Source organism: Limnohabitans sp., from assembly GCF_046052825.1.
Lineage (GTDB): Bacteria > Pseudomonadota > Gammaproteobacteria > Burkholderiales > Burkholderiaceae_C > Limnohabitans.
Genome location: NZ_JAVLFP010000082.1, coordinates 1 through 22,339, shown reverse-complemented (window position 1 = coordinate 22,339; position 22,339 = coordinate 1). Strand labels below are relative to the sequence as shown.

Annotated in this window: 21 protein-coding genes and 1 riboswitch; of the genes, 4 read left to right on the top strand and 17 right to left on the bottom strand. The window is 60.8% G+C overall.

Annotation, left to right across the window (positions count from 1 at the left end; genetic code table 11):
• Positions 1-11 precede the first annotated feature (11 nt).
• On the bottom strand, positions 12-1,328 hold the full coding sequence (locus ACKWJN_RS13900) for a glycerate kinase (protein ID WP_408597847.1): 1,317 nt from the start codon (positions 1,326-1,328) through the stop codon (positions 12-14).
• A gap of 73 nt (positions 1,329-1,401) precedes the next feature.
• Between ACKWJN_RS13900 and ACKWJN_RS13895 the strand changes: the two genes are divergently transcribed.
• The 3 genes from ACKWJN_RS13895 to ACKWJN_RS13885 are packed head-to-tail and all read left to right on the top strand — an operon-like array spanning position 1,402 to position 4,998.
• Positions 1,402-2,838: an 8-oxoguanine deaminase gene (locus tag ACKWJN_RS13895; RefSeq protein WP_408597845.1), complete on the top strand. Its 1,437-nt coding sequence runs from the start codon at positions 1,402-1,404 to the stop codon at positions 2,836-2,838.
• Positions 2,839-2,865: 27 nt separating this feature from the next.
• Positions 2,866-3,447, top strand: a complete 582-nt coding sequence (locus ACKWJN_RS13890) for a histidine phosphatase family protein (RefSeq protein WP_408597843.1) — start codon at positions 2,866-2,868, stop codon at positions 3,445-3,447.
• 24 nt (positions 3,448-3,471) lie between these two features.
• Positions 3,472-4,998, top strand: a complete 1,527-nt coding sequence (locus ACKWJN_RS13885; protein WP_408597841.1) for a deoxyribodipyrimidine photo-lyase/cryptochrome family protein — start codon at positions 3,472-3,474, stop codon at positions 4,996-4,998.
• Positions 4,999-5,022: 24 nt separating this feature from the next.
• Here the strand turns inward: ACKWJN_RS13885 and ACKWJN_RS13880 are convergent, their stop codons facing one another.
• The 4 genes from ACKWJN_RS13880 to ACKWJN_RS13865 form a co-directional block, all read right to left on the bottom strand.
• A complete protein-coding gene (locus tag ACKWJN_RS13880; protein ID WP_408597839.1) occupies positions 5,023-6,069 on the bottom strand; it encodes a Gfo/Idh/MocA family protein in 1,047 nt (348 codons plus the stop codon).
• Between the two features lie 28 nt (positions 6,070-6,097).
• On the bottom strand, positions 6,098-7,372 hold the full coding sequence (locus ACKWJN_RS13875) for a D-amino acid dehydrogenase (RefSeq protein WP_408597837.1): 1,275 nt from the start codon (positions 7,370-7,372) through the stop codon (positions 6,098-6,100).
• A 159-nt stretch (positions 7,373-7,531) separates the two neighbouring features.
• Positions 7,532-7,627, bottom strand: a riboswitch (glycine riboswitch).
• Between the two features lie 26 nt (positions 7,628-7,653).
• Positions 7,654-8,829 carry a M20 aminoacylase family protein gene (locus ACKWJN_RS13870; protein WP_408597835.1) on the bottom strand — a complete coding sequence of 392 codons (1,176 nt, stop codon included), beginning with the start codon at positions 8,827-8,829 and terminating at the stop codon, positions 7,654-7,656.
• A gap of 1 nt (position 8,830) precedes the next feature.
• The gene (locus ACKWJN_RS13865) at positions 8,831-9,817 is read right to left on the bottom strand and encodes a tripartite tricarboxylate transporter substrate binding protein (RefSeq protein WP_408597833.1); all 987 of its coding nucleotides are present in this window, start codon (positions 9,815-9,817) and stop codon (positions 8,831-8,833) included.
• Between the two features lie 120 nt (positions 9,818-9,937).
• On the opposite strand from ACKWJN_RS13865, the gene ACKWJN_RS13860 reads away from it, so the two are divergent.
• Positions 9,938-10,822: a LysR family transcriptional regulator gene (locus ACKWJN_RS13860; RefSeq protein ID WP_408597832.1), complete on the top strand. Its 885-nt coding sequence runs from the start codon at positions 9,938-9,940 to the stop codon at positions 10,820-10,822.
• An 18-nt stretch (positions 10,823-10,840) separates the two neighbouring features.
• Here the strand turns inward: ACKWJN_RS13860 and modC are convergent, their stop codons facing one another.
• From modC to xdhB, 12 genes are all read right to left on the bottom strand, one after another.
• Positions 10,841-11,917 (bottom strand): molybdenum ABC transporter ATP-binding protein, encoded by a 1,077-nt coding sequence (modC, locus tag ACKWJN_RS13855; protein WP_408597830.1) that lies wholly within the window; start codon positions 11,915-11,917, stop codon positions 10,841-10,843.
• A complete protein-coding gene (gene modB, locus ACKWJN_RS13850) occupies positions 11,914-12,597 on the bottom strand; it encodes a molybdate ABC transporter permease subunit (protein WP_408597828.1) in 684 nt (227 codons plus the stop codon). The genes modC and modB overlap by 4 nt, the downstream gene beginning before the upstream one ends.
• Positions 12,598-12,622: 25 nt before the next feature.
• Entirely contained in the window at positions 12,623-13,387 is a 765-nt protein-coding gene (gene modA / locus ACKWJN_RS13845) for a molybdate ABC transporter substrate-binding protein (protein ID WP_408597826.1), read from the bottom strand.
• Positions 13,387-13,791 (bottom strand): type II toxin-antitoxin system VapC family toxin, encoded by a 405-nt coding sequence (locus tag ACKWJN_RS13840; RefSeq protein WP_408597825.1) that lies wholly within the window; start codon positions 13,789-13,791, stop codon positions 13,387-13,389. The genes modA and ACKWJN_RS13840 overlap by 1 nt, the downstream gene beginning before the upstream one ends.
• On the bottom strand, positions 13,792-14,031 hold the full coding sequence (locus ACKWJN_RS13835) for an AbrB/MazE/SpoVT family DNA-binding domain-containing protein (RefSeq protein WP_408597823.1): 240 nt from the start codon (positions 14,029-14,031) through the stop codon (positions 13,792-13,794).
• Positions 14,032-14,137: 106 nt separating this feature from the next.
• Positions 14,138-15,352, bottom strand: a complete 1,215-nt coding sequence (locus tag ACKWJN_RS13830; protein WP_408597821.1) for a urate hydroxylase PuuD — start codon at positions 15,350-15,352, stop codon at positions 14,138-14,140.
• A 203-nt stretch (positions 15,353-15,555) separates the two neighbouring features.
• Entirely contained in the window at positions 15,556-16,287 is a 732-nt protein-coding gene (locus ACKWJN_RS13825) for an ABC transporter substrate-binding protein (RefSeq protein ID WP_408597819.1), read from the bottom strand.
• A 35-nt stretch (positions 16,288-16,322) separates the two neighbouring features.
• Positions 16,323-17,108, bottom strand: a complete 786-nt coding sequence (locus ACKWJN_RS13820) for an MBL fold metallo-hydrolase (RefSeq protein ID WP_408597817.1) — start codon at positions 17,106-17,108, stop codon at positions 16,323-16,325.
• Between the two features lie 63 nt (positions 17,109-17,171).
• Positions 17,172-18,140: a Bug family tripartite tricarboxylate transporter substrate binding protein gene (locus ACKWJN_RS13815; RefSeq protein WP_408597815.1), complete on the bottom strand. Its 969-nt coding sequence runs from the start codon at positions 18,138-18,140 to the stop codon at positions 17,172-17,174.
• A gap of 39 nt (positions 18,141-18,179) precedes the next feature.
• Complete coding sequence (locus tag ACKWJN_RS13810; RefSeq protein ID WP_408597814.1) at positions 18,180-19,229, bottom strand: Ldh family oxidoreductase; 1,050 nt, start codon at positions 19,227-19,229, stop codon at positions 18,180-18,182.
• A gap of 54 nt (positions 19,230-19,283) precedes the next feature.
• Positions 19,284-20,189, bottom strand: a complete 906-nt coding sequence (gene xdhC, locus ACKWJN_RS13805) for a xanthine dehydrogenase accessory protein XdhC (protein ID WP_408597812.1) — start codon at positions 20,187-20,189, stop codon at positions 19,284-19,286.
• Between the two features lie 4 nt (positions 20,190-20,193).
• Positions 20,194-22,339: xanthine dehydrogenase molybdopterin binding subunit (gene xdhB / locus ACKWJN_RS13800; protein ID WP_408597811.1), on the bottom strand; the 2,146-nt coding region annotated here is incomplete at its 5' end.

Here is a 22,339-nt window from a genome sequence, read left to right as displayed (position 1 = left end):
TGCGAGTGAACTCACAGCACCAACAAGGCGCGAAAGTCGTTGACGTTGGTGAAGGTGGGGCCGGTGATCACCAAGTCGCCCAGCGGCTCAAAAAAACCATAGGCATCGTTGCGGTCTAGATACGCCGAGGGCTTCATGCCCAAAGCCTGGGCACGCGCCAAGGTGTCGGGGGCCACGCGGGCACCGGCGTTGTCTTCGCTGCCGTCAATGCCATCGGTGTCGGCGGCCAAGGCCCACACACCGGGCTGCGCTTGCAGCGCTTCGGCCAGCCCCAAACAAAACTCACCGGCCCGCCCGCCCCGGCCTTTCACAGTCCCAACCGCTTGCGCACGCACCGTCACCGTGGTCTCGCCGCCGCTCAAAATCACACACGGCTTTTGAAAAGGCCCCGCACCCCGCGCCGACGCACGGGCCAGCGCCGCATGCACCTTGCCCACTTCGCGCGACTCGCCTTCTATTTCGTCACTCAGCACATAGGCGTTCAAGCCCGCTGCACGCGCCACCTGCGCTGCCGCCTCCAGCGACTGTTGAGGCGTGGCAATCAGGTGCACCGGTTGTTCGTGCCAGGCGATGCCGAGCTTGGGCGTTTCCAGCGCGCCAGACAACAAGGCCGCCTCCACCTCAGCCGACACCGCAATGCGGTAGCGCTGCAAAATGGCCAGCGCATCGGCACAGGTGGTGTGGTCGCACACCGTGGGGCCACTGGCGATGACCGAGGGGTCGTCGCCCGGCACATCGCTGATGGTGAGCGTCACCACTTGGGCCGGCGCACAAGCCGCCGCCAAGCGCCCACCCTTGATGCGCGAGAGGTGTTTGCGCACACAGTTCATCTCGGTGATGTTGGCACCGCTGTGCAGCAAGTCGCGGTTGATGCGCTGCTTGTCTTGCAAGCTCACGCCTTCAGCAGGCAGGGTCAGCAAAGACGAGCCCCCACCTGAGATCAAGCACAACACCAAGTCGTCTTTCGTCAAACCCTGGGTCAAAGCCAAGATGCGCTCAGAGGCAGCCAAGCCTGCGGCATCGGGCACGGGGTGCGAAGCCTCCACCACCTCAATGCGTGCAGGCAAACCCGCTGGGCGGGGTGGTGTGTGGTGGTAACGGGTGATGACCAAGCCCGACAACGGCTGGTCTGCGGGCCACAAAGCTTCGACCGCCTGCGCCATGGCCCCACCCGCTTTGCCTGCACCCAACACCAGGGTGCGGCCCTTGGGCGGCGCGGGCAACCACGCGGCGGTGTTGTGCAAGGGCAAGGCGCGCTGCACAGCAGCTTGGTAGAGCGTGGCCAAGAAAGCTTGGGGGTCAGAGATGGCGGTGAAAGTGGCATTCATGGCTCAGATTGTGCCGTTGGCACAGACCCGTGTTTTCACCTACCTGCGCACACGATGCGGTTAAAGTTTGCGCATGACCACCCTGCTGATTCACCGCGCCCGCTGCATCGCGTTACTTGACGATGCCAACACCGAACGCCACCACGCCTCGCTGCTGGTACGCGATGGGCGCATTGACCGCATCTTCAAGTCCGACGAACCGGTAGACGCCTGGCTGGCCCCCGGTGCCGTGGACGAAGTGATTGACGCCCGCCACCATGTGGTGGTGCCAGGCCTGATCAACACCCATCACCACATGTACCAGTCGCTCACACGGGCGGTGCCACAGGTGCAAAACGCCGAGCTGTTCAGTTGGCTGCAAGGGCTGTACCCCATTTGGGCGGGGCTCACGCCAGAGATGGTGAAGGTGTCCACCCAAGTGGCCATGGCCGAGTTGCTGCTGAGTGGCTGCACCACCAGCAGCGACCACCTGTACATCTACCCCAACGGGGTGCGGCTGGACGACAGCATTGAAGCCGCCCACACCATGGGCATGCGCTTCACCGCCACACGGGGCAGCATGAGCGTGGGCCAATCGCAAGGCGGGCTGCCGCCCGACCGCGTGGTGGAAGAAGAGCCTTTCATCTTGAAAGAAACACAACGCCTGATTGAGACCTGGCACGACGCCAGCTTGGGTGCCATGACACATGTGGCAGTGGCCCCATGCTCACCCTTCAGTGTGAGCCAAGACCTGATGCGCAGCTCGGCCGAGTTGGCGCGCGCCTATAAGGTGCGGCTGCACACGCACCTGGCCGAGAACGACCACGACATTGCCTACACCCGAGAAAAGTTCAACTGCACGCCAGCCGAGTACGCCCAAGACCTGGGCTGGGTGGGCGACGATGTGTGGCACGCCCACGGGGTGAAGCTGGACGACGCGGGCACCTACCTGTTTGCCAAAACCCGCACCGGCATTGCCCACTGCCCGTGCAGCAACATGCGTTTGTCCAGCGGCATCTTGCCCTTGCGCAAGATGCTCAATGCAGGCGTGCCCGTGGGCCTGGGGGTGGACGGCTGCGCCAGCAACGACGGGGCGCACCTGCTGAACGAAGCACGCCAAGCCATGCTGCTGGCCCGCGTGGGGCGTGCCTTGGAAGCACCACGCGTGGTGGACAGGCGCACGGTCTTTGGCTGTGACGTGGGTCCGTCTGACATGACACCGCGTGACGCGCTGCGCTTGGCCACACGCGGGGGCGCGCAGGTGCTGGGCCGCGCACACGAGCTGGGGCAACTCAGCCCTGGCTTCTGCGCGGACATTGCCATGTTCCGCACCGACACGCTCAGCATGGCCGGCGCTGCGGTGCACGACCCGGTGGGCGCGCTGCTGCTGTGCGCCAGTGGCAACGCAGACTACACCCTCGTGAATGGCCGTGTGGTGGTGCGACAAGGCCAAATTGCCACGGTGGACATGGGGCCGCTGATTGAGCGGCACAACCAGCTGGCGCTGGAATTGGCCTTGGCAAGCCGTTGAAAGGCATGGGCGATGACAATGTCTCAAATGCAATTGAAAAAAATCATCCTTACCGCGCTGGGTTTGTTGTTGTCGGCGTGGGCCCATGCCAGCGACTTGTCCGAAAAACTTCAGTCCCCAGACCACGTCTTGTTGATGCGCCATACCTTGGCGCCCGGCGTGGGGGACCCAGTGGGCTACAACCTGGCAGATTGCAAAGGCCAACGCAACCTCAGCGCTGAGGGGCGACAACAGGCGGTGGTGGTGGGCCAATGGCTCAAAAAGCAAGGTGTGACCACCGCGCAAGTTCACAGCAGCGTTTGGTGCCGATGCAAGGACACGGCCGAGTTGCTGAACTTCAATGGCTTCCAGGTGGCGCCGGCCTTGGCCTCGTTTTTTGATGAGATGCACACATCCAAAGTCCGAACGCAAGCGCTTGAGCAATTCATTGCCGAGAAGGTCCAAACAAAGGGCAAGCAAGCGCTGATTTTGGTGACACACCACGTCAACATCCAGGCCTTCATGGGCGAGAACATCGCCTCGGGCGACATGGTGTTGGCCCGGGTAGATGCACACGGAAAGATGCGCAGCTACACCGTGATTCCCAGGCCGTCCCAAGGTCAGCCCTGAAGCCGCTCCTTCAGCCCACCCCCCATGAGCTATGAACTGGTTTGGTTCAAGCGTGACTTGCGCTGGCAAGACCATGCAGCACTTGCCGAAGCGGGCAGGCGTGGACCCGTGCGCTGCATTTACGTGGTGGAGCCTGAGCTGTGGTTGCAGCCCGACGCTGCACTGCAACACTTTGAGTTCGTCCGCGAATCGCTGCAAGACCTCGATCAGGCCTTGCGTGCCCAGGGTGGCTGCCTGGAAATCCACGTTGGCGAGTTGCCAGAAGTGCTGTCCCACATTTGGCAAGACAACCCATTTGCACGGCTGCACTCGCACCAAGAAACAGGCAATGGATGGACCTACGCCCGCGACCTGCGGGTAGCGGCTTGGTGCAAGTCACACAACGTGGCTTGGCATGAGCAGGCGCAGTTTGGTGTGGTGCGTGGCTTGAAAAACAGAAACCTGTGGCAAGCCGCTTGGGAAAAGCACATGGCGGCGCCCATGCAAGATGTCGGCCCACTCAGGTTTTGGTCAGACGCGCCAGCAACGAACTGGGCGATGCATGCGCCCCAGCACCTCACACACAACCCACCGTTGCGCCAGCGGGGTGGCCGCCCCTTGGCACTGGCCACCTTGCACAGCTTTTTGAATGCACGCAGCTTAGGCTATCGGGGTGGCATTTCATCGCCTTTGACGGCCCCTGATGCGTGTTCGCGTTTGTCGGCCTATCTGGCCTGGGGCTGCATCAGCATGCGCGAGGTGGTGCAACACACCCGGGCACACATCGCGCAATTGCCACCCTCGGCCACGCGCCACCGGGCGGGGCTGACCGCGTTCATCAGCCGCTTGTATTGGCACTGCCACTTCATCCAAAAGCTCGAGAGTGAGCCAGAGATTGAGTGGCGCAACATGCACCGTGGCTATGACGGGCTGCGAGAAGAAGACTTCCAAAGCGAACACTTTGAAGCCTTGAAAGCCGCCCGCACCGGCTGGCCCATGGTCGACGCCTGCGTGGTCATGCTGCGTGAGACGGGCTGGCTGAACTTTCGCATGCGCGCCATGTTGGTGTCGGTCGCGGCCTACCCCTTGTGGCTGCACTGGCGCCCGGTGGGGGAATGGCTGGCCACACAATTTCTCGACTACGAACCCGGCATTCATTGGAGCCAATTGCAAATGCAGTCGGGCACCACAGGCATCAACACCACGCGGGTGTACAACCCGGTCAAACAAGCGCAAGACCACGACCCGCATGGCACATTTGTCAGACGCTGGTTGCCCGTTCTGCGCCGCGTGCCAGACAGCTGGCTGTTGGAGCCGTGGCTCATGCCGCAGCAGGTACAACTCAGTTCTGGGGTGCAGGTGGGCGTGGACATCGCGCAGCCTGTGGTGGAACTGGCGGCGGCCACGCGTGAAGCCAAACAACGGTTGCACAGCAGACGTCAAACGCCAGAGGTCAAGGCTGGCAAATCATCCGTGGTGGAGAAACATGCCTCCCGAAAAACCTTCACCACACGCAAAGCCAAACCCACGGCAAGCCAAGCTGCCAAGCAACAGCTGGGATTTGATTTTTGATGGCCTGATTTGTTGGCCTAGGGCTCACACCAGGTCGACCGTACGACCTGTTTGAGCGGCTTGCACAATGGCTTCGGTGACGCGCAAATTGGCCAAGCCATCGCGTGCGGTGACCAACGGTGTCGCCTCACCGCGCACCACGGCACCGAAGTGTTCCATTTGTTGCGCAATCGGATCGGTGCGCACCATCTCGACCGTGCTGACGTCAAACGGTTTCCACCATGAGCGGTCTTCGGGACGGGGGTAGGTTTTCAAGCGCATGGTGGGCACCGACAAACTGCCGTGGGTGCCTGTGATCACATAACAGTCTTCGTCGTCGTAGCTGGTGTAGGACTTGTTTTCTTGTGAGGTCTGTTCCCAGCTGCGCGCGCAGGCGGCGGTGTCGGACAACAAGAAAGTGCCCAGCACGCCGTTGGCAAACCGCAGGTTGATGGAGACCGTGTCTTCGACCGCAAACCCCCTGATGGCGTTGCTGGCAAAGGCTTGCACCGCCACGATGTCGCCGCACAGCATGCGCAGGTTGTGCACCTCGTGGATCATGTTGAGCAAGATGGGCCCGCCGCCCGCTTCACGTCGCCAGGGGCCATCGGCGAAGTACTGGTCTGGTTTGAAAAATGTCGCGCTGCCCATCACCGCCACCAACTGGCCCAATTCTCCGCTTTGCACCACGGCTTTGGCTTTGGCCATGATGGGGCTGTGGGCGCGGTGGTGGCCAATCAGCACCTTGGCATCTGTGGCCTCTACCTGATCGACCAAGGCTTGCGCTTCGGCCACGGTGGGGGCAATGGGCTTTTCCAGCAAGCACGGGATGCCCGCCTGCATGCACGCCAACGCGTGGGCCACATGCAAGGCATTGGGTGTGGACAGCACCACGCCATCCGGGCGGTCATGGGCAAACAGTTCGTCCAATGAGGCGTAACAAGGTACGCCGGCTTTGGCCGCAACCTCTTGGGCCACAGGCGATGGGTCAACCACCGCGGTCAACGTGACCGTGGCACTGTGTTGAGCCGCGTGCATGTGGGCTTGACCGATATAACCAGCACCGGCAACAGCAATGCGTGTAGAAGTCATGGTAAATGCTTAGGCCGCACACGATGTATCAAGCGGCAACAGCCTTAGCGCCAGACACCGAGATGGGCGAAGGTGTATGTGCCCGCATGGCATCTGCCACCACATCGCCCACCATGTCAGCGGTCGCCGCAGACAAGGTCCAACCCAAATGGCCATGGCCGGTGTTGTAGAACACGTTGGCCGCTTGGCCTCGACCCACACGCGGCATCATGTTGGGCATCATCGGACGCAGCCCAGCCCATGGCACCACCGAGCGGGTGTCGATCTTGGGAAAGCACTGCTCGACCCATGCCACCAAGGGACGGATGCGGTCGGCGCGGATGTCGCGGTTGAAGCCGTTGAACTCGGCAGTGCCCGCCACACGGAAGCGGTCCAGGCCCAAACGGCTGGTGACCAATTTGGTTTCGTCGTCCAGCAAGCTCACCACAGGCGCGCCCGCTTGGCTGGCGGCATCGTTGAGGTTGACGGTGATCGAGTAGCCCTTGACGGGGTAGATGTTCACGCGGTCACCCAGTTGCGCGGCGAATTCACGGCTGGCAGTGCCTGCGCACATCACCAAGCTGTCAAAGGTGTGCACGCTGGGCTGGCCTTCAAGGTGTGCCACCTTGACCACGGCCTGGGTGCCATTGCTGCTGACCGCAGTCACATCTTGGCCGTACAGGATGCGCACGCCCAAACGCTGGGCGGCAACGGCCAAGCCCTGGGTGAATTTGTGGATGTCGCCGGTTGAATCGCTCTCGGTGAAATAACCACCGTAGTAGTTGCCAGCCAGCGTGGGTTCAATGGCTTTCATTTCTTGCGGCGTGACCGCGTGGCGTGGCAAACCGCCTTGGGCCAACAACTTGGACACCTCACCGGCGTGCTCAAAGCCTTGTTTGTCGCGGTAGATGTGCAAGATGCCTTCCTTCTTGAGGTCGAAATCAATGCCTTCTTCTTTCGCCCACGCAAACAAATGGGCACGTGCCGCCACAGCCATGCGGGCTGTTTGCACCGTGTTGCGCTCGTACTGAGGAATGGCCGCAATGAACTCGGCAAACCACGACAGCTTGTGCCAGCTGGGCTTGGGGTTGACCAGCAGCGGCGCATCGCTTTTGAGCATCCACTTCAAGCCTTTGAGGATGGTGCCGGTGTAGTTCCACACCTCGGCATTGGAGGCCGAGAGTTGGCCGCCATTGGCGAACGAAGTTTCCATGGCCGCGTAGCGGTGGCGTTCGAACAAGGTGACCGAGAAACCGCGTTTGGCCAACGCATAGGCTGTGGTGACGCCGGTGATACCGCCGCCGATGATGGCAATCGTAGTCATAGGAATGGGCTTTCAAAACGTCGAGGGTTGGGCCCAACGGCAACATGCCATCGGGCGCCCCCTCTGTCTTGAACCTGAGAGATTCACGCAGCACGCGAGGTGCTGGTTTGCTCCTTCGGTGGATCGGCGGACGAATGCGTCGATCGCTCTTCAGAGATTTGCATGTCATCGGTCCTTTTGCCTGAGAGTTTCCGGGGCGGTTGCTCCTTCGGCGCTGACTTCTGTTTCCGAGTCAGTCTCTCCCGATGACACGTCGACACAAGGTCGATGGTGGATTGATTCTACTGGGCGAAAAACTCCTCGACCAGCAATTGCCAAAACGCAGCACCTGTGGCGATGTTGTCGTCGTTGAAGTCGTAACCTGGGTTGTGCACCATGCACGCGCCCGCAGAGTCGCCGTCGCCATTGCCAATCAGCACATAGCTGCCAGGCACGCGTTGCAACATGAAGGCAAAGTCTTCGCTGCCGGTCAACGCTGGCCCGTGAAGGGTGACACCAGCTTCACCGCGCAACTTGAGCGCCACGCGGCGCGCGAACTGGGTTTCTGCTGGGGTGTTGACCAACACGCAGTAGCCGGGCTTCCAGTCCACCTCGGCGTGCACGCCAAAGCTCTCGGCCTGGGCCAGAACCAAGGCTTTGATGCGCTGCTCCAACAACTCACGCACCTGGGGTTCTAGTGCGCGCACACTCAACTCCAGCGTGGCTTGGGCAGGGATGACGTTGTTGGCTTGTCCCGAATGAAACGCGCCCACGGTGACGACAGCGGTTTGCTGCGGATCGACATTGCGCGAGACCACGGTTTGCAGAGCCATCACGATGGCAGAAGCGGCCACCAGCGGGTCTGCGGCGCGGTGCGGCATGGCACCGTGGCCGCCTTGTCCGTTGACGCGGATGGTCACGTAGTCGCTCGACGCCATGGCAGGTCCGTCGCGCAACACCAAGTGGCCCGTGGGCACACCCGGCATGTTGTGCATGGCAAACACGGCGTCGCAAGGATGCTGTTCAAACAAGCCATCCTCCATCATGCGCACAGCACCTCCACCCCCTTCTTCAGCGGGTTGAAAAATCAAATGCAAGGTGCCTTCAAAGTGCACGTCTTGTGCAATGGCCTTGGCCGCTGCCAACAGCATGGCCGTGTGCCCATCGTGCCCACACGCGTGCATCACACCCGGGTTGCCGCTGCTCCAGGCCAGGCCGGTGGCTTCTTCGATGGGCAAAGCGTCCATGTCGGCGCGCAAGCCCAAACTGCGTAGACCCTGCCCACGCCGCAAGGTGCCCACCACGCCTGTGCCCCCCACACCGCGGTGCACCGTGTAGCCCCAGCCCTCGAGCTTGCTGGCCACCAAGTCGGCGGTGCGGTGTTCCGCATAAGCGAGTTCGGGGTGGCGATGGATGTCTCGCCTCAGTTGGATGAACTCACCCACTTGGTCCACGCGGGCGTCACGCAAATAGCTCATGTCACTGCGGTTGTAAGTTGATCGACTTGGCGATGGCGCGGAACTGTGCCGTGCCGTCCACATACGCCTTGTCCACAGCGACTTGGGGCAAGGGCTTGGCCACCAACTGGCTGTTGGCCTCCAAGCCACTGCGCACGGCAGGGTCGGTCAAGGTGTCGGTGATGGCTTTGTGGATGATTTGAACGATGGGCTCAGGGGTGTCTTTTTTGACAAAGTAGCCCGTCCAGATGTTGAAGGTGAAGGTCTTGAGCGCTTTGCTCTCGGAGATGGCGGGGTAGTCTTTGACGCCGTCCAAACGCTCGGTGTTGAGCATGGCCAAAATTTTGAGCTTGCCTTGCTTGGCCAGTTCGTCGTAGGCCTTGCCATAGGGCGCCAAAAAGATATCGACCTGTCCGCCCAAAATGTCTTGGTTGGCAGGGGCCGAGCCTTTGTAGGGCACGTGGGTCATCTCGATGTTGCTGACCTTGGACAAATGCTCACCCAGCAAATGGTAGAAAGACCCTGGCCCCACGCTGGCGTAGGTGATGGGCTTGCCTTCTTTGGCCATTTTGCGGGCGTAGTCCAAAAACTCATCCACGTTGTTCACGGGCAAATCTTTGCGCGCCAAGAAACCAATTTGCGCGGTGGCAATCATTTGCACCAAACGGAAGTCTTCGCTTTTGAATTTCACCGCGGCGTTGGCCAGGGGCGACAAGATCAGCTCGTTGGGTGAACCCTGAAAAATGATCTGACCATCCGACGCAGAGTTCAACACCTTCTGCGCTGCAATGGCACCGCTCACGCCACCCAGGTTTTCGACGATCACGGGTTGACCCAAGTTTTTGGCCAAGGTGGTGTTGACGGTGCGTGCAATCACATCGGACAAACCACCCGCTGGGTAAGGCACCAGCAGACTGACAGGTTTGCTGGGATACGACTGGGCCAACACAGCGCTGCTCAGCAACAAGCAGCTCAGCAACGCAAACAGACGGTGACGTGTCAAAGGCATGGTTCAACTCCTTGGGGAATGAAGTGGGTGGTGATGGGTAGATCGTAAGAAAGCAAAAATACAATGTCCAATGCATTGTTGTATTGATTTCCATAATTCAAATGCATGGATGTACCTGACATGACCTTGGTTCAACTCAAACACCTGATCGAACTGGCCCGGCAAGGCTCGTTCAGCAAAACCGCCGACAAGCTGCACCTGACACAGCCGGCACTGAGCCGCAGCATCAAGTCACTGGAAGACGAACTGGGTCAGCCTTTGTTCGACCGCATCGGACGCAAGAACGAGCTCACGGCCTTTGGCCTGCACATCGTGCAGCATGCGCAGGGCTTGGTCGAGGGTGCGCACGAGTTGCGGCAAACCGGACAACGTCTGCTCACAGGCGAGATTGGGCAAGTGCGCATTGGCTTGGGATCTGGCCCCGGGGCATTGTTGATGACACCGCTGCTCATGCACATGGCACGTGAACACCCCAAAGCGCACATCGACATTTCACGCGGCAGCACGGAGTTGTTGATGCAGTCGCTGCGCGAGCGCCATTTGGACGCGTTGGTGATTGACATCAGATCGCTCAAACCCGCCACCGATGTGAAGGTGGAATGCGTGCAAGAAATCGACGGAGCCTTCATGTGCCGCAAAGGGCATCCGCTGGCCAAGCGGCGCAAGGTGACTCTTGACATGGTGTGCGACTACCCGGTGGCGTCGACCCCACTGAGCGACGAAGTGGCGCGCATCTTGATGGAGCGCTATGGCCCAGCAGCGCACCCCGATGCACTGGTGAATTTGCGTTGCGAAGAAATTTCAAGCCTGCTGGACGTGGCCCGTCACAGCGATGCGGTGGTGCTGGCCATTCGCGCTGCGGCCCCCGATTTGGTGGAGCTGCCCATGGTGCCCGCACTCAACGCCAAAGCACGTTTTGGCTGGGTCACCATGAAGTCACGCACCGAGTCGCCATTGAGTGCCAAACTCAAACACCTGTTTCAAGACCTGGTGCAAGCGCCCTAGGCCAAGGCCCCCACCGCTCTACTTGACCAATGCCACCGACTTGACCTGCGCCCACACGGCCTGCCCCACGCTCAGCCCCAGCTCATGCACGGCCCGAGCGGTGACACGCGCCACCAGCACCGAAGGGCCGCACGCCAAACGCACCAACACTTGCGAAGGGTGGTGGTCTGGCGTGATCGACTGCACCACGCCTGGCACATGGTTTTGAATGCTGGTCCCTGTGGCGGGGTGCAAGTTGATGCTCACGTCGCGCGCCAACACACGCAAGCGCACGCGCTGCCCCAGTGCCAGGCCGCTGTCGCGCAGCCACATGGCTCCGCCGTCAAAGTCCACCTGCGCCAAATGCCACGCGGCATCCAGTGCCTGCACGTGTGCGTCAAGCAAGGCGCCCACATCTTCGCCCAGCATCCACGCGCTGTCGCTGCCCGTCAACACGGCGGAGACAGGCCCCACCGCCTGCACGCGACCTTGGTGCATCAGCAGCACGGTGTCGGCCAAGCGCGCCACCTCGTCCATGGCATGGGTCACGTACAGCATGGGCAGTTGCAACTCGTCGCGCAGCTTTTCCAGCCACGGCAAGATGTCTTGTCGTCGTGCAGCGTCGAGCGCAGCCAAGGGCTCGTCCAACAACAACAAGGCAGGCTGCGTGGCCAAGGCCCGGGCAATGGCCACACGTTGGCGCTCGCCGCCTGACAGCTGTTGCACGCGGCGTTTGAGCAATGCGCCGATGCCCAGCAAGGCAATGGCGGCATCCAAGGTGTGTTGCTGCCCCGCACTGCGGTGCAAGCCAAAGTTCAGGTTGCCTTGCACATCCAAGTGGTCAAACAAACTGGCCTCTTGAAACACATAGCCCACAGCGCGTTGGTGGGTGGGCAGACAAATGCCCTGCGCATCGTCTTGCCACACCTGGTCGGCCAAGGCGACACGGCCACGCGCATGCGGCTCCAAGCCCGCCACGGCGCGCAACACACTGGTTTTGCCGGAACCCGAGACGCCATACACCGCCGTGATGCCATGCGCGGGCAAGCGCACATCCACGTCCAGCGAAAAATCAGCACGCGGCAACTGCACGCGCAGGTGAAACGATGGGTTCATGGCGTCACCCGACTGCCGCGTTGGTTGAACCACGCCACGGCCAACAAGACGGCAAATGAAAACACCAACATCCAACCCGCCAAACTGTGGGCCTGGTCGTACTGCATGGCTTCGACGTGGCCATAAATTTGCGTCGAGACGACGCGGGTTTTGTCGGGGATGTTGCCGCCAATCATCAGCACCACACCGAACTCACCCACCGTGTGGGCAAAACTCAGAATGGCCGCCGTCACAAAACCCGGGCGCGCCATAGGCACGGCCACACTGAAGAACGCATCCCAAGGACTGGCGCGCAAGGTGGCCGCCACTTCCATGGGCCGCGTGCCCATGGCCTCGAACGCATGCTGCAAAGGTTGCACTGCAAACGGCAAGGAATAAATCACCGAGCCCAGCAACAAACCACCAAAACTAAAGGCCAAGGTGCCCCAACCTGCCCACTGCGTGAACTGGCCCACCGGCCCCTGCGGCCCCAAAGCCACCAGCAAATAAAAACCCAACACCGTGGGTGGCAGCACCAAAGGCAAAGCCACCACCGCATTGACCGGCGTGCGCCACAGCGAACGGGTGCGCGCCAGCCACCAAGCCAGCGGTGTGGCCAACAGCAACAGCAACAGCGTGGTGGCCGTGGCCAGTTGCAGCGTGAGCCACACGGCTTTGAAGTCGTCGGGGGAGAAATTCATGGCAATGCCTTAGACCTTATCAGCTTCAAACCCCGTAACCATAAGCGCGAATGATGGCTTTGGCCCGTTCGCCCTTCAAGTACGCCATCAAGGCCAGCGCTGCGGGTTGGTCTTTGCCCGTCACCAACAGCACAGCGTCTTGGCGCAGCGGCGCATGCAGTTGCTGTGGCACCACCCAAACCGAGCCTTGGCTCACACGGCCATCGACCCACACCTGCGACAAGGCCACAAAACCGAGCAGCGCGTTTTGCGTGGCCACAAACTGAAAGGCTTGGGCGATGTTGTCGCCCTGCACCACATGGCTTTGCCAACGGGGCCACACCCCCAGCTGGGTCAAGGTTTGCACAGCGGCTGCGCCATAGGGTGCCAACCTGGGGTCAGCCAAGGCCAGCTTGACTTGGGGGTGCTGCGACAAAGGGCCTTGCAAGACCCGGCCCTGGTCATCCACCACGCCCGCTTGTTTGCTCCACAAGGCCAAGCGTCCGGTGGCATAGGTGAACACGGTGCCTGCTTGGCCTAAACCTTCGGCCACCAACTTGGCAGGTGTTTCGTCGTCAGCCGCCAGCAGCACCTGAAACGGCGCACCGTGTTTGATTTGCGCATAGAACTTGCCCGTGGCACCGACAGACAACACGGCGGTGTGCCCCGTGTCTTGCGCAAACGCTTGTGCAATTTTTTGCATCGGGGCGGTGAAGTTGGCCGCCGCGGCCACACTCACTTCGCCTGCATGAACAAGCGCCAGAGACCCATACACAAAAACGGCCAAGAGGGCACGTAGCCACAAGCGCATCACACCATCTCCGGCGTCACCAAGCGAACGCTTGGAAAGTAACGTTGGTAGCGCTGCGCGTCTCGGGTGAGCAGGGGCAGTCGGGCCACCGCTGCATGCGCGCCAATGAAAAAATCAGCCAGCACATTGCTTTTTTGTCCACCACGGCGACGGTACTGTACAAAGGCTTTGCCCGCCAAAAACAAGGCGGGCTTGGGAACTTCGACCACGGGCAACACCATGTCGGCCAGCACGCGGTCCAGGGCTTCGACGCTTGAAAACGTCAACGACAGCTCGGCATAAATGATTGGGTTGATGATCAAGCGGTGAATTTGCGACTGTGCCCGCAACTGAGCAATGGACCAGTCCACCCAATCTGGGTCGTTTTGCAACACGTCGACCAAGACGTTGGTATCGACCAGCATTCAGGTGCAGCCGCGCAACAATGCCATCAGGTCTTGGGTGCGCCAAGCCACGTCGGCTTTGCCACGAGCCGCTTCGAAACGGTCCAGCTTGCGTTTGTTGTTTTGCGGGGCTTTGTGCAACACCACCTCGCCATCGCGGTTGACGGCGAAGTCGACCAAGCTGCCAGGCTGCAAATTCAGCGCATCGCGAATTTGCTTAGGAATGGTGACTTGGCCTTTGACGGTCAGGGTGGTGGACATGGACTTTTCCCCAAAGTGTTACCAAATTCTACAGAGTAATACTTTGGAGCGTTGTACAAAAAGAAGACCCGCTTATGAAACGGTCAAAAGCCAGGCTAGACCAAACTCACTCAGTCTTGGGACCCGCCTCGTACCAACGCTTGATCACGCCACGCTCTTCTTCGGTGATGCCGGTGGCGTTGTTCATGGGCATGACACGCAGCACTACGGCTTGTTGGTAAATGTTGAGGGCGTGCTGCTTGACACCCTCGGCGCTGTCAAAGCGCACGTTTTTCATTTGTACCTGGGCACCGTGGCACATGTGGCAACGCTGCTCCAACACTTGGCTGACTTGGGCAAAGGTCACAGGGCTTGCAGACGCTGTGCTGGCGTTGGCCGTGGGTGCTGGGCGCAGCCACACGATCACGCCCAACAGCACCACCACACCGGCGATGGCAAAGGGCAAGGGGTTGCTGGCACGGCCCAAGTGGTAGCCGTGGCGCTGCACAAAGAACTGGCGAATCAGGGCACCGGCCAACATCATCAACACCAACACCACCCAGTGGTACTCGTGGGTGTACAAGAAGCTGTAGTGGTTGCTCAACATCGCAAAAATCACCGGCAGGGTGAAATAGGTGTTGTGCACGCTGCGTTGCTTGCCGCGCTTGCCGTGCATGGCCAACTCTTTGGGATCCATCGCCACGCCCGAGGTCATGGCAGCCACCACCTTGCGTTGGCCGGGGATGATCCAAAAGAACACGTTGGCGCTCATGGCTGTGGCAATCATGGCCCCCACCAGCAAGAAGGCCGCACGGCCTGCAAACAAGTGGCATGCGGCCCACGCTGCAAACGCCACCACCGCCATCATGATGGCGCCGACGATGCGCTCGCCGTTCTCACGAAAACCAAACACACGGCTGACCGCGTCGTAGATCAACCAGAACACCACCAAGAAGCTCAACGCGGCGGTGATGGCTTGGGCGGGCGACCAATCCATCAAGGACTTGTCGATCAAGAAAGTGCCAGCATTCCAGAGGTAGAGCACGGTGAACAGCGAGAAGCCGGTCAACCAGGTGGTGTAGGCCTCCCAGTAAAACCAATGCAGCTTGGTGTGGATTTTTTTAGGTGCCACCATGTATTTTTGGGGGTTGTAAAAACCACCCCCGTGCACCGCCCACATGGCACCGTCCACGCCTTTTTCCAACAAATCGGGTGAGTTGGGCTTGATCAGGTTGTTGTCGAGAAAAACAAAATAAAACGAGGAGCCAATCCATGCGATGGCAGTGATCACATGCACCCAGCGCAGCAGCAGGTTGGCCCAATCGAGTAAATACGCGTCCATGTCACACCAGTCCATTGGCTAGAAGAGATCATTCACCACCGCGGGCACTGTGAATGACGCAAGGGTCGCGAACAAGGGTTACGTCATGTGCGCCACATGCGATGCCCTGCTCCGCTGCGACAGGTGACTCGAAGTGTATACAGTTTTTGTCGCCAAGCCAAGTCGGCCGCGCGACCTGTGTGATCAAGCTGCGTGAGACGGCCTCAGACCGCAGGGGCCACCGAGGCCCCCTGAATGCCGTGACGTTGGAGCGCCTCGGCCACAAAGCCACTTTGCTTCATGTCTTCCACATAGGCGCGCAACACGGCCACGGCCTCGGCGCTGCGGCTCTTGGGCAAGCCCATGGCCTGCTGAATCACCATGAAGCGCCCAGGCAGCAAGCGCATGCCGGGCACACGCAGCGCATCGGCTTGGAGCTGCTGTTTGACGCCAGCTGCCACTTCGCAGCCCTGGGTCAAAAAGGTGTCCACCACCGTGGGCGATGTGAGCGCACGCACGATGGTGGCGTGTTTCAGTTCGCGCGTGAGGTACAGGTCATACGCACTGCCCTTGCCCACCACCACGCGCACACCCGCGTTGTCCACTTGGTCGTTGTTTTGAATCGCCGATGCCTCGGGCACCATGTAGCTGCCTTCGATCAACACATAGGGCGCCGTGAAGTGGATGCCTGCACCCCGCACGGGATCGACCGCAAAGAAACCAAAGTCGGCTTGCTCGTTCGTCACGGCGTCGACCGACTTGCCTGCGGCGTCAAACACCACGAGCTCAAGGGGAAGGCCCAGGTGCTTGGCAAAGCCACGCGCCAAGTCAATGGACACGCCAAAGGGTTGACCGTCTGCCCCCGCATTGGCCAAGATGGGATTGCCCAGGTTGATGGAAGCGCGCAACACGCCGGTGGGTGCAAATTCAGCAAGCAATGCAGGGCTGTAGGACATGGTGGTGAAAGAATTGAAAATTAAAAAAACGACGCTCAGCGCGCCACCAAATCGGTGAACAAACCGGTGCCCGCATTGGCACACAAGTCGATGGTGGTGGACTGCTCAAGAGTCTCGGAAAACCACGCAGCAATGGAGGCTTCGCGCTGGCCGATGTACTGCGGCTCGCCCGAAGCGTCGAGCACCATGGTGAGGTCGTGACCCGGAATGAGCAGCGTGCCGGGCTTGGCGCGCCAGCAATCCCAAATGAGGCTCAGGGTGCTGATGCTGTCGGCCATGTCGTCGCTGTCGGCCACGCTGCGCGACAACAACTCGGCACGGTTCTTCGCCGCGTCGCCCGTGAACACAATGGGCACTTCGTTGCCGCGCAAGACAAAAATCAAATGTCCGGGGGTGTGGCCCGGCGCTGCCAAGGCTTCAAAGCCTGGCAAAAAGGCGTCGCCCGCTTGGATGCGTTTGACGCGTGGCGACTGGCACAACTCGCGCACATACAACTCAGGCAAGGGGTTGAAGCCTGCCGGTTCGCTGGCCGCCCAGGTGAGCTCGGCGTCGCCAATCCACACCGTGGCGTTGGGAAACAAGGTGAAGTTGACCGCATGGTCATAGTGCGCGTGGGTCAGCACCACATCGGTCACGTCTTGCGCACGCACGCCATGCGCCTGCAGCTGTTTGGCCAAAGGCTTGCGCACGCCAAAGGCGCCCACGTCCAACAAGACCACACGGCCTTCGCCACGCAACAAGGTGATGGTGCTCCAGCCCAAGCCACCGTGGCACACGGCACGACCGGGAAAGCCTTGAATCAACACATCGACTTGGTACATCTCACGCTCCTTCACATCACGCACAACTTGCCGAGCGCGGGCACACAGCCCGCGGCTTTGGCCTCACTCGGGTTTGATGCCCGCGTCTTTGATCAGCTTGCCATACAAAGCCAAGTCAGATTTGACCAAGCGCGCAAACTCGGCTGGCGAGCTGGCAATGATGTCGTTGCCGCCCTCTTCCACCAAGCGACGATTGGCTTCGATGGACTTGCTGGCTTTGACAATCTCTTGGTGCAAGCGCGCAATGATGGCGGGGTCGGTTTTGGCAGGTGCAAACACGCCCTGAAACTGGGTGATGTTGAAGCCCGTGTAACCCAGCTCGTGGAGCGTGGGCAACTGCGGCAGGCTGGCCGCCCGCTTGGGGCCGGAGACCGCAAACGCACGCAGCTTGCCCGCTTTGACCATCGGTCCTGCGGTGACCACAGGCTCGAAGGTGAAGGTGAGTTGGCCACCTAGCAAATCGGCCAGTGCAGGTGCTGCGCCTTTGTAGGGGACGTGGGTCATTTGCGTGCCGGTGATTTGGCTCAGCAACTCACCCGCCAAATGGCCACCGCCACCGATGCCGGTGGAGCCATAACTCACCTCGTTGGGTTTGGCTTTGGCCAAGGCCACCAGGTCACGCATGTTTTGAATAGGTGACGCCGCAGGCACCGCCACGGCGTATTGGTAGCTGGTGATTTGGCTGACCGGGGCCAGGTCATTGACCGCGTCGTAAGGCACTTTGGCATACAGCACAGGGTTGACCACGATGGGCCCGCTGGCCGTGAGCAACAAGGTGTAGCCATCGGGCGCGGCCTTGGCCACCAAGTCCGTGCCCAACATGCCGTTGGCACCGGGCTTGTTGTCGATGATCACTGTCTGGCCCAAGCTCTCGGACATGCGTTGCCCCATCACACGTGCCGTGATGTCCGCCGCGCCACCTGCCACATAGGGCACGACCATGCGAATGGGCTTGCTGGGGTAGTCCGATTGCGCATGCGCTGCACCGATCAAGGCGAGCCACGATGTCAACACAGGAACGAAGCGTTTCATGTTTGTCTCTTTCTGGTTTGTTGTATTCAGACCAATGACTCAAGGGGCCACAGCAGCGTACTTATAGAGCAAGGCCAACACAGCAGGGTCGAGCACCACACCCTCGCGACGCTGGCGTTCCATTTTGGCCAATTCAATTTGGCCAGGCACCAGCACCGGCTTGTCGGCATCGACCGGGGGGCTGTCGTGCAAGATGGCGGCGAAATCGTTCATGCGTTCGGCCAACCATTGGTTCGACCCCAAGCGCTGGGTGTCGATCAGGATGAAGAAGTGGCCCAAGTTCTGCGGCTCGTCGGGCGCATCGACCCACGACTTCACATGCGTCAAGTAGGCGGCGTTGGACAGCAGCCCCGCAAACAAATCGACCAGCAGCGCCAGCCCATAGCCCTTGTGCCCACCCACAGGTTGCAAGAAGCCGTCCAGCGCGGCTTTGGGGTCGGTGGTGGCACGGCCTTCTTTGTCGGTGGCCCAGGTGTCGGGGATCGACTCGCCGCGCTTGAACGCATTGCGAATCTTGGCGCGTGCGACCACGCTCATGGCCATGTCGAGCAAGAAGGGTTGACCACCGGGGTTTGGCACGCCAAAACCAATCGGGCTGTTGCCCAAGCGCGCGTCGCTGCCACCCCATGGCGCAATGGTGGTGGTGGCGTTGCTGCCAATGATGCTGGCAAAGCCTGCTTCAGCCGCGATCAGCGAATACGGCGAGATCGGACCAAAGTGGTTGCTGCCGCGTGCAAACGCAATGCCCACGCCACATTCGCGGGCGACTTCCATGGCCGCATTGAGTGAGCGCATGCCCACCACCGGGCCCACACCGTTGTCGCCATCCACCCGGACCATGGCAGGTGCCACGCGCTCGACGGTGATGTGGGGTTCGGCCTTGATGCCCTTGAGCAGCAAACGCTCACCATACGACTCCACGCGGCTCAGACCGTGGGTGGACAGACCAAACAAGTCGGCCATCACCAACACGCGCGCCACGTCTTGGGCATCGGCCAGGGGCAGACCCAAACCTTGAAAGGCGCGGGTACCGAGGGTGGTGAGTTCTGCTTCGTGCAGCGGCTGCGGGGTTTTGCTTGGCTCGGTCATGGAGACACCTTTGTTGCGTTGCCGCGCATTATGGGTGCCCTGCGGCAGGGGGCCTTAGTTTTGCTGTAACAACTGCGCCACCACGGCCACAGCAATCACCTCAGGCTCTTTGCCGGTGATGCCCTCGATGCCGATAGGACAGGTGACCCGCGCCAGGTCTTCAGCGCCAAAGCCACGTGCTTCCAAGCGGTGGCGAAAAGTGGCCCACTTGGTTTTGCTGCCAATGAGGCCAATGAAGCCTATGTCGCCCAAGGCGCGTTGGCGCTTCAGGCAAGCGGCCACCACATCCAGGTCTTCGGCGTGGCTGAAACTCATGATGAGCACGGCCGAGTGGGGCGCCAAATCAGCCACAGCAGCATGCACCGGGTCCGAGTGTTCGCACACCACATTGACGGGCACTTGGGCCGGAAAAATTTCGTCTCGGCTGTCGATCCAGCGCACGGCAAATGGCAAGTTGCCCAACACATGAATCAAGGCACGGCCCACATGCCCGCCACCGAACAAGGCCAAGGGCTGCCCGTTGGCCAGCAAGCGTTGCTTGAGCGCGGGGGCATCGGCGGCGCCAATCGGCTCAAAGCGCAGATGCACCACGCCGCCACAGCATTGACCCAGCGCAGGCCCAAGCGCGTAGCGCAGGGTGAAGGTCTGGTCTTCGTGGGTGACCGCAGCGCCAGAAGTTAAGTGGGTAGGCGTTGCGCCTGAAGATGCAGATGCAGATGCAGATGCAGGTGCTGAGGCTGATGGACTGGCGCTCTTGTTTCGCCCCAGCAAGGCACGCGCTTCGTCAATGGCCTGAAACTCCAGGTGGCCACCGCCAATGGTGTTGACCAAGGTGTGCGGGAAAACCGCCATCCAGGCGCCCACTTCGCGCGGGCCCGAACCCTCGACGCTGTGCACCGTCACCAGCACGCCGTCGGCGTGCTGGAGTTGGCTCAAGAGTTCAGCGGTGTGTCGCGGCACAAGCTCAGTGTGCAGCGGCTTTGGCGCGTTCGCAGGCCATCAAGATGCGCTCGGGCGTGGCCGGTGCGTTCATGTGCACCACGGTTTTGTGGTCGGCACTGGCGCTGACGGCATCGCGCAAAGCGAAGTAAGTCGACAAGGCCAGCATCAGCGGCGGCTCGCCCACAGCCTTGCTGTTGAACGGCGTGGGTTTGACGTTGCTGCCATCGAACAAGGTGATGTTGAGGTGCTCCGGAATATCACCCGCCACCGGGATTTTGTAAGTGCTGGGGCCGTGGGTGAGGAGCTTGCCTTTTTTGTCCCAAATGCACTCTTCCATCGTGAGCCAGCCCATGCCTTGCACGTAGCCGCCTTCGATTTGGCCTTTGTCGATGGCCGGGTTGATGCTCTTGCCCGCGTCGTGCACGATGTCCACGGCCTTGAGCCACCACTCGCCGGTGCGGGTGTCGATCTCGACCTCGGTCACCGCAGCGCCGTAGCAGTAGTAATAGAAAGCACGGCCATTCAAGTTGGTGAAGTCGTAGGCAATTTCGGGGGTCATGTAAAAGCCCGTCACCGACAAGCCCACGCGGTCCAACCAAGCTTGCTTGGCCAGCGCAGACCAAGCCACCGACTTGCCACCCCCATGGGCTTGGCTGTCGGCAAAGGTCACGGCGCTGGCGTCGCAGCCGAGCATGCGGGCCGCCACGGGCTTCAAACGCTCGCGCATTTGCGCGGTGGCGTTCATGATGGCCGCGCCGTTGATGTCGGCGCCACTTGAGGCCGAGGTGGCCGATGCATTGGGCACCTTCTGGGTGTCGGTGCCTGTGACGCGCACATACTTCAAAGACACGCCCAAGCCGTCGGCACACACCTGGGCCATCTTGGTGTTGAGACCTTGGCCCATCTCCGTGCCGCCGTGGTTGACGCTGATGGAGCCGTCCATGTAGATGTTGAGCAAGGCACCGCCTTGGTTGAGCATGGTGGCGGTGAAGCTGATGCCAAACTTCAAAGGCACCAAAGCCAAGCCGCGCTTGCGCTTGGTGTGGTTCTGGTTGAAGGCGTTCACACTGGCGCGGCGCTCGCGGTACTTGGACTCGGCTTCGACTTGGTTGACCACTTGGTCGCCCACCCAGTCTTCGATCAACTGGTTGTACTGCGTGGTCATGGTGGCTGGGTTGCCCGAGATGGCTGGGTCTTGGTACATGTTGAGCTTGCGCACATCCAGCGGGTCTTTGCCCAAGGTGTTGGCAATTTGCTCAATCACGGTCTCAATGCCAAACATGCCCTGTGGGCCACCAAAACCACGGAAGGCGGTGGCGCTTTGGGTGTTGGTTTTGCAGCGGTGGCTGATGAGTTGCAGGTTGGGGATGTAGTAGCAGTTGTCGATGTGTAAGCAGGCACGGTCGTTCACTGGGCCCGAGTAGTCGGTGCTGTAGCCGCAGCGTGACAGCAGCGCGATGTCGGCACCCAAGATGCGGCCGTCGTTGTCAAAGCCCACGTGGTAGTCGATGCGGAAGTCGTGACGCTTGCCGGTGATGGTCATGTCGTCGTCGCGGTTGACGCGCAGCTTGACCGGCTTTTGCAGCAAATGAGCGGCGAGTGCTGCGCTCTGGCTGAAGATGCTGGCATTGCCCTCTTTGCCCCCAAAGGCACCGCCCATGCGACGGCAAATCACTTCGACGTCGTTGGTGGTGAGGTTGAGCGCAGCAGCGGCTTCGCGCTGGTTGCCGTCGGGGTGTTGGGTCGACGAATACAGGGTAAGTTGACGGTCTTCACGCGGCACCGCGTAGGTGATGTGGCCTTCGAGGTAGAACTGTTCTTGTTGGCCCGTCTCGGTGCTGCCCTTGAGCTGGTGCGGCGCTTTGGCAATCGCATCTGCCGCGTTGCCACGGGTGATGCCTTTAGGCGGCATGACAAACGCTTGCGCGGCCATGGCCTCGTCGATGGTCAAGATGGGCGTGAGTTCTTTCACTTGCACCTTGGCTTTTTTGGCGGCTTCGCGTGCGTACAACATGTCGCGCGCCACCACCACCGCCACGGCTTGGCCAATGAACTCGACCTTGCCCACGGCCAAGAACGGATCGTCGTGGTTGATGGGGCCGCAGTTGTTTTCACCCGGAATGTCTTTGGAGGTGTAGACCGCCACCACCCCGTGTTCTTTCAGAATG

Bases quoted from the DNA above. Each gene is read 5' to 3' on its own strand.
- ACKWJN_RS13900 (WP_408597847.1), bottom strand. From the start codon at position 1,328: ATGAATGCCACTTTCACCGCCATCTCTGACCCCCAAGCTTTCTTGGCC.
- ACKWJN_RS13895 (WP_408597845.1), top strand. From the start codon at position 1,402: ATGACCACCCTGCTGATTCACCGCGCCCGCTGCATCGCGTTACTTGAC.
- ACKWJN_RS13890 (WP_408597843.1), top strand. From the start codon at position 2,866: ATGCAATTGAAAAAAATCATCCTTACCGCGCTGGGTTTGTTGTTGTCG.
- ACKWJN_RS13885 (WP_408597841.1), top strand. From the start codon at position 3,472: ATGAGCTATGAACTGGTTTGGTTCAAGCGTGACTTGCGCTGGCAAGAC.
- ACKWJN_RS13880 (WP_408597839.1), bottom strand. From the start codon at position 6,069: ATGACTTCTACACGCATTGCTGTTGCCGGTGCTGGTTATATCGGTCAA.
- ACKWJN_RS13875 (WP_408597837.1), bottom strand. From the start codon at position 7,372: ATGACTACGATTGCCATCATCGGCGGCGGTATCACCGGCGTCACCACA.
- ACKWJN_RS13870 (WP_408597835.1), bottom strand. From the start codon at position 8,829: ATGAGCTATTTGCGTGACGCCCGCGTGGACCAAGTGGGTGAGTTCATC.
- ACKWJN_RS13865 (WP_408597833.1), bottom strand. From the start codon at position 9,817: ATGCCTTTGACACGTCACCGTCTGTTTGCGTTGCTGAGCTGCTTGTTG.
- ACKWJN_RS13860 (WP_408597832.1), top strand. From the start codon at position 9,938: ATGACCTTGGTTCAACTCAAACACCTGATCGAACTGGCCCGGCAAGGC.
- modC (WP_408597830.1), bottom strand. From the start codon at position 11,917: ATGAACCCATCGTTTCACCTGCGCGTGCAGTTGCCGCGTGCTGATTTT.
- modB (WP_408597828.1), bottom strand. From the start codon at position 12,597: ATGAATTTCTCCCCCGACGACTTCAAAGCCGTGTGGCTCACGCTGCAA.
- modA (WP_408597826.1), bottom strand. From the start codon at position 13,387: ATGCGCTTGTGGCTACGTGCCCTCTTGGCCGTTTTTGTGTATGGGTCT.
- ACKWJN_RS13840 (WP_408597825.1), bottom strand. From the start codon at position 13,791: ATGCTGGTCGATACCAACGTCTTGGTCGACGTGTTGCAAAACGACCCA.
- ACKWJN_RS13835 (WP_408597823.1), bottom strand. From the start codon at position 14,031: ATGTCCACCACCCTGACCGTCAAAGGCCAAGTCACCATTCCTAAGCAA.
- ACKWJN_RS13830 (WP_408597821.1), bottom strand. From the start codon at position 15,352: ATGGACGCGTATTTACTCGATTGGGCCAACCTGCTGCTGCGCTGGGTG.
- ACKWJN_RS13825 (WP_408597819.1), bottom strand. From the start codon at position 16,287: ATGTCCTACAGCCCTGCATTGCTTGCTGAATTTGCACCCACCGGCGTG.
- ACKWJN_RS13820 (WP_408597817.1), bottom strand. From the start codon at position 17,108: ATGTACCAAGTCGATGTGTTGATTCAAGGCTTTCCCGGTCGTGCCGTG.
- ACKWJN_RS13815 (WP_408597815.1), bottom strand. From the start codon at position 18,140: ATGAAACGCTTCGTTCCTGTGTTGACATCGTGGCTCGCCTTGATCGGT.
- ACKWJN_RS13810 (WP_408597814.1), bottom strand. From the start codon at position 19,229: ATGACCGAGCCAAGCAAAACCCCGCAGCCGCTGCACGAAGCAGAACTC.